General features: G+C 66.2%; 7 protein-coding genes. 2 read left to right on the plus strand and 5 right to left on the minus strand.

Features of this window, described 5'->3' with window-relative positions; translation table 11 throughout:
* Together Q8814_RS20980 and Q8814_RS20985 are read left to right on the plus strand one after the other, a co-directional pair.
* The coding region (locus Q8814_RS20980; RefSeq protein ID WP_330153928.1) for an alpha/beta hydrolase at window positions 1–710 on the plus strand (710 nt) is incomplete at its 5' end.
* Between the two features lie 20 nt (window positions 711–730).
* A complete protein-coding gene (locus Q8814_RS20985) occupies window positions 731–3190 on the plus strand; it encodes a bifunctional lysylphosphatidylglycerol flippase/synthetase MprF (protein WP_330153929.1) in 2460 nt (819 codons plus the stop codon).
* A 195-nt stretch (window positions 3191–3385) separates the two neighbouring features.
* Here the strand turns inward: Q8814_RS20985 and Q8814_RS20990 are convergent, their stop codons facing one another.
* The 5 genes from Q8814_RS20990 to Q8814_RS21010 form a co-directional block, all read right to left on the minus strand.
* The gene (locus Q8814_RS20990; protein WP_330153930.1) at window positions 3386–3754 is read right to left on the minus strand and encodes a cupredoxin domain-containing protein; all 369 of its coding nucleotides are present in this window, start codon (window positions 3752–3754) and stop codon (window positions 3386–3388) included.
* A 141-nt stretch (window positions 3755–3895) separates the two neighbouring features.
* A complete protein-coding gene (locus Q8814_RS20995; protein ID WP_330153931.1) occupies window positions 3896–5767 on the minus strand; it encodes a glycoside hydrolase family 15 protein in 1872 nt (623 codons plus the stop codon).
* The gene (locus Q8814_RS21000; RefSeq protein WP_330153932.1) at window positions 5764–6825 is read right to left on the minus strand and encodes a glucose 1-dehydrogenase; all 1062 of its coding nucleotides are present in this window, start codon (window positions 6823–6825) and stop codon (window positions 5764–5766) included. The genes Q8814_RS20995 and Q8814_RS21000 overlap by 4 nt, the downstream gene beginning before the upstream one ends.
* A gap of 25 nt (window positions 6826–6850) precedes the next feature.
* Window positions 6851–8641 carry an aa3-type cytochrome oxidase subunit I gene (gene ctaD, locus Q8814_RS21005; protein ID WP_330153933.1) on the minus strand — a complete coding sequence of 597 codons (1791 nt, stop codon included), beginning with the start codon at window positions 8639–8641 and terminating at the stop codon, window positions 6851–6853.
* Window positions 8638–10537, minus strand: a 1900-nt coding sequence (locus tag Q8814_RS21010) for an FAD-binding and (Fe-S)-binding domain-containing protein (RefSeq protein WP_330153934.1), incomplete at its 5' end; no start/stop codon positions are given. The genes ctaD and Q8814_RS21010, both read right to left, overlap by 4 nt.

The raw sequence follows: 10537 nt of genomic DNA on the forward strand, positions 1-10537 counted from the left end.
CTGCGTACGTCGCGTCTCCGCGGCCCGACCTGCCCGTGCTGGTCCTGCTCGCCGGGCAGCCCGGCAGTACCGACGACTGGCTCGTCGGCGGCAAGCTCACCGACATCATGGATGCCTACGCGGCCGGACATCGGGGGCTGGCACCGATCGTCGTCCTCGCGGACGGCACCGGCGGCCAGTTCGCCAATCCGCTGTGCGTCGACTCGCATCTCGGCAACGCCGCAACTTATCTGACCGTCGACGTGCCGGAGTGGGTCCGCACCCACCTGCAGGTCGACCCGGACCCGCGAGCGTGGGCCGTGGGCGGTCTGTCGTACGGCGGCACGTGCGCCCTGCAACTCGCCACTACCCGGCCCGACGTGTATCCGACCTTCCTCGATCTGTCGGGTCAGGCCGAACCGACCCTCGGCGACCGGAATTCCACCATCCGGGAGGTCTTCGGCGGTGATGCCGAAGCCTTCGCCCGCAACAACCCGACCGACCTACTGGCGCGCAATCACTATCCCGGCTCGGCAGGGGCATTCGTCGTAGGGCTCGACGACACCGCATTTCGCTCGGGCCTGGAGCAACTCACCGCCGCAGCCCAGGCTGCAGGGATGGATGTCCACCTCACCGAACTGCCCGGCACCCACAGCTTCGCAGTGTGGTCCGCCGGCCTCGAGAAGGAGTTACCGTGGCTCAGCCATCGACTCGGCCTCGACGCCTCGTGACGACCCGCATGCTGTCGTGGATGTCACGCGCCCCCGTGACTCTCGGTCTGCTCGTGGTGATCTGGATCCTGGGTCTCACTACCGGTGCCTTGCTGGGAGGACCGTCGCACGAGCCGGCCTCGAACGCCTCCCTCGGCGTCCCCACCGTCGGCGACGGCCACGTGTGGACACTGTGGACCTCGGGACTGTTCGCTTCCGGGCTGGGCGAGTACGTGCTGTCGAGCCTCGTCATTCTCGCCGTCGGAGTGCCGGTCGAGCATCGCATCGGCAGCCGGCAATTTGCGATCGCAGGCTTCGTTTCCCAAGGCGCCGGTGCCGCGCTGGCGCTTGCCGTCGCACTCCTCGCCTCAACGGTGCCCAACTCGTGGGGTCTGGAACTGCACGGTCACCTGATTGAGGATCCGCTCCCCTGGGTGCTCGGCGCGCTACTGGCCGCCACCGCGGCCATGCACACCTTGTGGAGGCGACGCATCCGCACTCTGCTGTTGGTGATTCTCGTGACCGCGGCTCTGTTCGCTGGGCATCTGCAGGACCTGACACGGTTGTCTGCCGCTCTGGTGGGCCTGCTCCTCGGCCCGGTGTTGTTCGGGCGCGCCGCACGCAGCCCGGCGCTCGGCGGCACGATCCGCGAGCGCCGCACACTCGTCGCCCTCGTCGTCGCAGCCAGTGTCATCGGCCCGATCCTCGCGGCGTTCTCCCCGCATGCCATCGGCCCGCTGTCGGCACTGCGCGAGCTGTTCGATCAGGTGCCCTACAGCCCACGAGAACTGGCCGACGTGTGCGCCGATCCAGCCCTGCACGACGAGTGCCGCAAAGGGCAGCAGGCACTGCGCCTGTCCGGTATCGGACCGCTGGTGATGAATCTGATGCCGTCGGTGCTGCTGCTGGTCGGTGCCGAGGGGCTTCGTCGCGGCCGGCGCGCCGCGTGGCTGCTCTCGGTGTCAGGTCATCTCACGCTGGTCGTGGTTGCCACCGTGAGCGCGCTTGTCCGAATCACCGAGCAGGACGAGACGCGATCCATTCTGTACGGCATCCATCGACACAGCTCGGTGTACATGGAATTGGCACCGCTGCTGGCGTTGCTCGCGATACTCGTTCTGCTGTTGTCCACCCGGCGACTGTTCGATGTGCGCGCCGCACCCGCAACGTATCGGCGGGTGTGGCTCGGCACGATCGCGGCGACCGGTGCCGCACTCGTGGCCTATCTGCTGTTGGGGAGCCTGCTCGCCGACGGCTTCGACCGCGACTCCGGAGCGGGCACGTTGCTGCGCGATGCACCGCGCAGGCTCCTGCCGCCGGTGTATCTCCAGCTGTTCGAACCGCCCGTGTTGCCCCTCACCTCGGCGGCGACATTGCTGTTCGAGTGGATCGGTGTCGTGGTGTGGGCGGTGTTCTGCGTGTTGATGCTGCGCAGCTTCCTAGCCCCACCGGCAGGGCACGACCTCGGTGACGAGCGCCGGGTGCGGGAGCTGCTGCACTGCCCCGGTGGCGGCTCGATGTCGTGGATGAGCACGTGGGCGGGAAACACGTACTGGTTCACTGCCGACCGGCAGCACGCGGTGGCATACCGCGTTCACTCGGGTGTCGCCCTGACCACAGGAGACCCGATCGGCGACCGCGCCTCTCCAGCCCAAGCAGTCGACGAGTTCGCGACGTTCTGCCTCGGTAACGGATGGACCCCGTGCTTCTACTCTGTCGGGCCGGACACCGCAGCGATCGCCCGAGAACACGGCTGGAGCTGTCTGCAGGTAGCGGAGGAAACGATTATCGAACTGGCCGATCTGGCCTTCAAAGGCAAGAAGTTCCAGGATGTACGTACCGCCCTGAACCGTGCGGGCAAGGACGGGATCGAGGCGAGGTGGATCACATTCGCGGAGGCTCCTCTATCGGTGAGAGAGCAGATCGTCGACATCTCCGAAGAGTGGGTTGCCGACAAGGGACTGCCCGAGATGGGCTTCACCCTCGGGGGACTCGCCGAACTCTCCGACCCCGAGGTACAACTGCTACTCGCAGTCGACCAGGACAATCACGTCCACGCCGTCACCTCGTGGATGCCGGTCTACTGCGATGGCACACCGGTCGGCCTGACCTTGGATTTCATGCGACGACGGTCCGACGGGTTCCGTGCGGCGATGGAATTCCTCATCGCCTCGGCGGCATTGTCCGCCCAGGATCAGGGTCTCGAGTTCCTCAGTCTGTCCGGCGCGCCGCTCGCCAGCGCCGACACCGCGTCCGAGCTCGACCGCGGCGCACTCGATGCACTGCTCGATCTGCTCGGTCGCACCCTCGAACCGGTCTACGGCTTCCGGTCACTGCTCGCCTTCAAGGCGAAGTTCCAGCCCCGGTACCGACCCGTGTACATGATCTTCCCCGACGCCGCGGCGCTGCCGGCCATCGGGGTCGCGGTGGGTCGAGCGTATCTGCCACACCTGTCGTTGGAGGACAGTGGACGGTTGCTCACCCAGCTGCTGCGCCGCTGAATTGGGCGATCGAGTGGAGCGCGGCGGCAACGGGATCGCCACGAGTGCACCGATCAGTCCGAGCCGTGCCCCCGATCAGGACAGCGATCAATGTGCTCGACACCGGTACGTTTCACCGACCGTCCGATGATCTTCGGTACGAGCAGATAGTCGTCACCAAGCCGGAAGGCGACGAACAACACGACCGGCCGACGGCTAGGCGACGGTGAGCTGCCCGGTCATTTCGGGATGGTAGGTGCAGAAGATGTCGTAGGTACGCGCGTCCGACGGCGCGGTGAAAGTGACCGTCTCACCGGCGTGGACCTCGACGTCGAAGGCCTTGTCGCGGGCCGTGACGCTGTGTTCGACCTGATCATCGTTTCGAACCGTGACCATCGTGCCCGGCCCCACCGAGTCGGGCACCTCGAACCTGTAATCCTTGATGACGATCGTCACGGCCTCGGCGCTGCCGTTTCCCGCATCCGGCGATGCGGTGACGGTGGGCGACTCGGTTTCGGACCCGCATGCCGTCAGGACAAATGCTGCAATCAACAGTGTTACGACGAGCAACGCTGCGCGCTTCATCGGTGCCTCCTATTCCCGGATCCCACTACATTCTCAGACCCCGCTACGGATTGAACACCCCTTTCGTGCACGGACCGCGTGGCCGACGCGATCCGGCAACTCACCTTGCCGGCCCGGTTCGTGTCTGTTCGGTTCTGTCCGTCACGGTGAGAGTGCGCTGGTGGGCAGGGAGATACGGTGGAGATCCTGGTGAGAACCGGTGGCTGCAGTGGCGGTGGAGCTGCCCGAGAGGTTTCGGGCGGTATTGATCAGACCCACCATGCTGAACGCTTGCGGCGTATTTCCCAGCTGATGGCCGGCGTGTGGATCGTATTCTTCGGCAAGCAGCCCGACATCATTGCGCACATCGAGTAGTTGCTCGAACAATTCCTCTGCGCGAACGGTATCGCCGAGGCAGTGCAGGGCATCGGCCAACCAGAAGGTGCAAGCCACGAAGGCTCCTTCTCCCCCGGGCAACCCGTCGACGCCGACAGCATCGGACGAGTAGTCGTTGTCGGCGCCCGGGTGGTAGCGCAGCAGGAAACCGTCGACCGTCAGTTCCCGAGCGACGGCATCGACGGTTCCGCGGATGCGGGGATCGGCCCACGGCAGGAACCCGATGCGTGGCAGCAGCAGCAACGCGGCGTCGAGTCCCCGAGACCCGTAGAACTGGGTGAAGGTATTGCGGTCGGCGTCGAAGCCATGTTCGCAGATCTCGCGGTGGATGTCCGCGCGTAGGCTTCGCCAATGATCGACCGGTCCGTCGAGACCCTGCTCGAGGACTGTGTGGACGGCGCGGTCGACACCGGCCCACGCGAGAGCCTTCGAATGGACGAAGTGGCGACGAGGTCCGCGCATTTCCCACAGCCCGTTGTCGGGGTCGCGCCAGTGTCCTTCCAGATAGTCCAGCAACGCGCGTTGGATGTCCCAGGCAGTGTCGGTGGCGCCCAGACCTGCTTCACGCGTCAGGTGCAGCCCGTCGAGAACTTCACCCCAGACGTCGAGTTGGAACTGGCCGGCGGCGGCATTGCCGATCCGCACCGGAGCACTCCCGGCGAACCCTGCGAGCCAGTCCAGGGTCGATTCCGGCAGCCGACGGCGCCCGTCGAGCCCGTACATGATCTGCAGTTTTCGGGGATCACCGGCGACAGCGCGAACGAGCCATTCGCGCCAGGCATGGGCCTCGTCGACGAATCCGGTACCCAGTAGGGCTTGGAGTGTGAAGGTGGCATCGCGCAGCCAGCAATAGCGGTAGTCCCAGTTCCGTGGACCGCCCAATTGCTCGGGTAGCGACGTGGTCGCCGCGGCGAGGATGCCGCCGGTGGGCGCATACGTCAGGGCTTTGAGAGTGACAAGGGCGCGCCGAACCTGGGGGGCCCACCGGCCGCGATAGCGGCATTGCCGGATCCATTCGTGCCAGTACTGTTCGGTGTCGACTTCGGCGGCGACTGCGTCGGCGAAGTGGGGGGCGGGCAGATGCGAGAGCTGATAGGTCAGGACGAATGGAATGCACTGTCCGGCGGAAACTTCGAATTCGGCGACGGTACTCATGTCTTCGCCGTGCAACGGGACAGGGGCATGCAGCCATACCGCGTCGGGACCGGCGACGGCGGACAGTTCACCGTCTCGATTGCGTACCCACGGCACGATGTGGCCGTAGTCGAACCGCAGTCGCAACTGCATCCTCATCCGCATTCGACCCGAGACGCCGCGGACGATACGCACGACATCGGGCGCCTCGCCGCGGGGCGGCATGAAGTCGATCACCCGGACCACACCGTCGGTGGTGCGCCATTCGGTTTCCAGCACAAGGGAATCGTCGCGGTAGCAGCGGTGGGGAACCGCGTCCGGGGATTGCGGCGCGATGCGCCACATGCCGGCGTTCTCGTCGCCGAGCAGCGCGGCGAAACATGCAGGTGAATCGAACCGAGGTAAGCACAGCCAGTCGATGCTGCCGTCCCGGTGCACGAGTGCTGCGGTGTGCAGGTCCCCTATCAAGGCGTAGTCCTCGATCATCGGGGCGGTTCCGGTCATCGCGGCGGTACTCCCAGATCGAGCACTACCTTGACATCGTTGTCGGTGGGCGTGAACGCCTCCACCGCACTGCGCAGAGGTACTCGCCTGGTGATCATCGCCTCGAGCCAGGCAGGATCGGCGCCCGCCAGCACGTCCGCGGCGGCACGGTAGTGGCGCAGGTTGGCGTTCACCGATCCGACGACCACGTCGTTTTCCAGTACCAGGGAGCGGTTCAGTGAGCCGGCATCGACGTCGATGGTGCGTCCGGACGCCGAGACTCCGGTCAGGCATGTGATGCCGTAACGGCGTGTACTCGAGATCGTGTCGATCACCACCGCACTGGCCCCGGTGGCCTCGACCACGACGTCCGGTGCGCACTCGGCCAGGACGTCGCAGATGTCCCCGCGGTGGTAGGTGGCTCCGAGCCCGCGTACCAGATCCGGTTTCGGGCCGTCGGTGACTCGGTCGAACACGTGCACTTCGAGTTCCTTGCGCACGCCGATAAGGGCGGCCAGTAATCCGATCGGACCGGCGCCGGTGACCAGGACGCGTCGGGGTTCGAACCAGCTGCGCCGGCCGATGTAGTCGATTTGCTCCCAAGCTTTGGCGACTACGCTGGTTGGTTCGAGCAGCATCCCGGTGTGTTCGAGCCGTGGGTCGAGGGGTACCGCATAGTCGGTGTCTACCGCCCACTGTGCGCTGCCGTATCCGTCGAGCTCTTTGATGCCACGTTCGCAGTAGCGGCCGTTGCGGCACATGTCGAATTCACCGTGAGCGCAGGCCCCACACGGCTCGGGATCGGGTCGGCGCACCACTGCGACCACCAGATCCCCCTCGGAAAATTTCGACTCGGCGGGCGCCTCGATGATCCGGCCCAACGATTCGTGCCCGAGTACCAGGCGGTCTCGACCGGGCGGGGGCCACCCGTAGTCGCCGCGGGCGATTTCCTTGTCGGTGCCGCACACTCCGAGCGCGAGTCCCTGGACGAGCAGCTCTCCGTCCCCGGCGACGGCGTCGGGCACCTCTTCGACTTGCAGCGAATCGTGTTGTCCGGGGCGAACCGTCAATGCCCACATCGGTAACTCCTGCTCTGTCGGGGACTCATGTATCCAGGTCGCGTCCGGAGATGTGCGGCCGGGTGTCCGGTCTGTGGTCGAGGGCGCTGCGATCGGCGGTGTCTTCGGCGACGGCGGCGCCGTGTCCCGCCCGGAAGGGTTTCGCGTAGGCCTCGGCGCGGAGCCGGTCGACCATGTGGGGGTAGTGCAACTCGAATGCCGGACGCTCGGACCGGATCCGGGGCAGCTCGTAGAAGTTGTGCCGCGGCGGCGGGCACGTGGTAGCCCACTCGAGGGAATTGCCGTACCCCCAGGGGTCGTCGACCGTGACGACCTGGCCGTACCGGTAGCTGTGGAAGACGTTCCACAGGAACGGCAGCGTCGAGGCGCCGAGCACGAACGCGCCGATCGTCGAGACCGTGTTGAGGGTGGTGAAGCCGTCCGAGGGCAGGTAGTCGGCGTAGCGACGCGGCATGCCCTCGGCACCGAGCCAGTGCTGCACCAAAAAGGTGGTGTGGAAGCCCACGAACGTCAGCCAGAAGTGCCACCTGCCCAGGCGTTCGTCCAGCATCCGGCCGGTCATCTTCGGGAACCAGAAGTAGATGCCGGCGTAGGTGGCGAAGACGATGGTGCCGAAGAGCACGTAGTGAAAGTGCGCGACGAGGAAATAGCTGTCGTGGACCTGGAAGTCGAGCGACGGGCTGGCGAGGATCACCCCCGACAGGCCACCGAAGAGGAAGGTGACGATGAATCCGATCGCGAACAGCATCGGGGTTTCGAGGCTCAGCTGGCCGCGCCACATGGTGCCGATCCAGTTGAAGAACTTCACCCCCGTGGGGATGGCGATCAGGAACGACATGAACGAGAAGAACGGCAAGAGCACCGCGCCGGTGGCAAACATGTGGTGGGCCCACACCGCCGCCGACAGTGCCGCGATGGAAATGGTGGCAAAAATCATGCCCCGGTAGCCGAATACCGGCTTGCGGGAAAAGACCGGCAGAATCTCGGTGACGATCCCGAAGAACGGCAACGCGACGATGTACACCTCGGGGTGGCCGAAGAACCAGAACAAGTGCTGCCAGAGCAGGGCACCGCCGGTGGCGGGGTCGTAGAGGTGCGCCCCGAGGTGCCGGTCGACGGCCAGACCCATGAGCGCCGCGGTCAGGATCGGGAAGGCCAGCAGTACCAGGATCATGGTGATGAGGATGTTCCAGGTGAAGATCGGCATCCGGAACATGGTCATGCCCGGTGCCCGCAGGCACACCACGGTGGTGACCATGTTTACTGCGCCGAGGATCGTGCCGAGGCCGGACAACGCCAGGCCCATGATCCACAGATCCGCCCCGACTCCGGGAGTCTGAGCGAGGCTGTTGAGCGGGGCGTAAGCGGTCCACCCGAAATCGGCGGCGCCGCCGGGGGTGAGGAAACCGGCAACGGTGACGAGCCCGCCGAAGAGGTACGCCCAGTAGCTGAATGCGTTGAGCCGAGGGAACGCGACGTCGGGGGCCCCGATTTGCAGCGGCAGGATGTAGTTCGCAAAGCCGAAGACGATCGGAGTCGCATACAGCAGCAACATGATCGTGCCATGCATGGTGAACAGCTGGTTGTATTGCTCGTTCGAGAGGAACTGCAATCCCGGCACCGCGAGCTCGCCCCGGATAAGCATCGCCATCAGTCCACCGAGGAGGAAGAAACCGAACGAGGTGCTCAGGTAGAACACGCCCAGCGCTTTCGGATCAGTGGTGGTGACGGCCGCCACAATGACTGCGCCCTTGCTGCGGAAGCGCGGCGGGTAGGGGCGGTGCGCGGGAGCCCGATACAGCGCTGTCGGAGTCATCGATCCGCTCCCTGCGTACTCTGCGCCGCACTGGCGTCCGCACCCGAAGGTTCGATGTGACCGCGTCTGCCGTCTTCCGGTGCCCGGCCGTCGCGTGGTGCGCTGCGCACGGCCGCGGCGAGTACCTCGGCGGTATGCAGGGGTGAGGTGCCGGGCTCGAGGTCGCGCAACTGGGTGCGACAGCTGAATCCGTCGGCGACGATGAGTGTGCCGGAGTCGGCAGCGCGGACGGTAGGAAGGAGCTTGTCTTCGGCGCAGGCGACGGAGACGTCGTAGTGTCCGCGTTCGAACCCGAAATTTCCTGCCAGGCCGCAGCATCCGGCATCGAGGATGTCGACGTCGACACCGGCGCTCTCGAGGATGTCGTGGTCGGCCGCATATTTCAGGACGGCGTGTTGGTGACAGTGCGGCTGCAGCAGTGCCGCGGCCTCCAGATCGGGGGGATGCCAGTCCGGTGCCTTGCCGCGCAGCAGTTCTCCGAGGGTGACGGTCTGTGCGGTGAGACGGCGGGCGTCCTCGTCGCCGTAGAGCAGTTGTGGAAGATCCGCGCGGAACACCGCGGCGCAGCTCGGTTCGAGCACCACGATCGGGGTACCGGCGCGCAGGGCCGGCTGCAGGGTCCGGATGGTTCGGCGCAGTACACGTTTGGCGGTCGGCAATTGACCGGTGGAGATCCAGGTCAGGCCGCAGCACGCCGTACGGTCCGGGAGCTGCACGACGAATCCGGCGACCTCGAGTACGGTGACGGCATCGCGGGCGATCTGCGGGTCGAAGTTGTCGGTGAAGGTGTCGGGCCAGAGCACCACCGGGCCGCGCTCACCACTCCCTGATCCCGCGGATCGGGCGGCGAACCAGTCGCGGAAACGCTGCCGGGCGAACCGCGGCACGGTCCGGCGACGGTCGATGCCGCCGGCGGCCTTGACGGCACCGGCCAGTACCGGGGCGTGGGCCACAGTATTGACCAATGTGGGAGCGACAGCGGCCAGGCGGGCCCACACCGGGAGCCATCCCATCGAGTAGTGCGCGAGTGGGCGGAGGCGGTGAGCGTAGTGGTGCGAGAGGAACTCGGCCTTGTAGGTGGCCATGTCCACGTCGACCGGACAGTCACTGCGGCAGCCCTTGCAGGCCAGGCACAGATCGAGCGCGTCGCGCACCGCGGTCGAACGCCAGCCGTCGGTGATCACCTCGCCCTGCAGCATCTCGAACAGCAACCGCGACCGTCCGCGGGTGGAGTGTTCCTCCTCGCCGGTGGCGTGGTAGCTCGGGCACATCACCCCGGAGTCGTGGCCGCGGCACTTGCCCACCCCGACACAGCGCGCCGCGGCATGGCTGAAGCGATGACCGTCGTCGGGATAGGCGAAGTGGGTGCGCGGCTCGAGCGGGTGGTATGTCACGCCCTGGCGCAGGTTTTCGTCGAGCCGGAACGGCTGGACGATCTTGCCCGGGTTCATCCGGTTACGCGGATCGAACAGAGCTTTGAGTTCACCGAACGCGGCGACCAGTCGTTCCCCGTACATGATCGGCAGCAGCTCGGCGCGGGACTGCCCGTCGCCGTGCTCACCCGACAGCGAGCCGCCGTAGTCGACGACCAGGTGGGCGCTGTCCTCGGCGAAGGCCCGGTACTTCGCGATGCCGTCGGCCGTGCGTAGATCGAACGGGATCCGGGTGTGTACACATCCCTGCCCGAAATGACCGTAGAGCGAGGCGGTTCCGTAGCCGTACCGGTCGAGCAGGGCCCGGAAGTCGCGCAGATAGTCACCGAGCCGGTCCGGGGGCACGGCGGCGTCCTCCCACCCTTCATGGGTTTCCGGTTCGTGACGTGGGTACGCGGTGGCGCCGAGACCGGCCTCGCGTGCCGCCCACATCTGCTTCTTGTGGTCGGCGTCGTCGAAGACG

The sequence above is a fragment of the Rhodococcus chondri genome (assembly GCF_036327435.1).
Lineage (GTDB): Bacteria > Actinomycetota > Actinomycetes > Mycobacteriales > Mycobacteriaceae > Rhodococcus > Rhodococcus chondri.

Excerpts from the sequence above, each read along its gene's own strand:
- Q8814_RS20985 (WP_330153929.1), top strand. The coding sequence starts at position 731 with ATGTCACGCGCCCCCGTGACTCTCGGTCTGCTCGTGGTGATCTGGATC.
- Q8814_RS20990 (WP_330153930.1), bottom strand. The coding sequence starts at position 3,754 with ATGAAGCGCGCAGCGTTGCTCGTCGTAACACTGTTGATTGCAGCATTT.
- Q8814_RS20995 (WP_330153931.1), bottom strand. The coding sequence starts at position 5,767 with ATGACCGGAACCGCCCCGATGATCGAGGACTACGCCTTGATAGGGGAC.
- Q8814_RS21000 (WP_330153932.1), bottom strand. The coding sequence starts at position 6,825 with ATGTGGGCATTGACGGTTCGCCCCGGACAACACGATTCGCTGCAAGTC.
- ctaD (WP_330153933.1), bottom strand. The coding sequence starts at position 8,641 with ATGACTCCGACAGCGCTGTATCGGGCTCCCGCGCACCGCCCCTACCCG.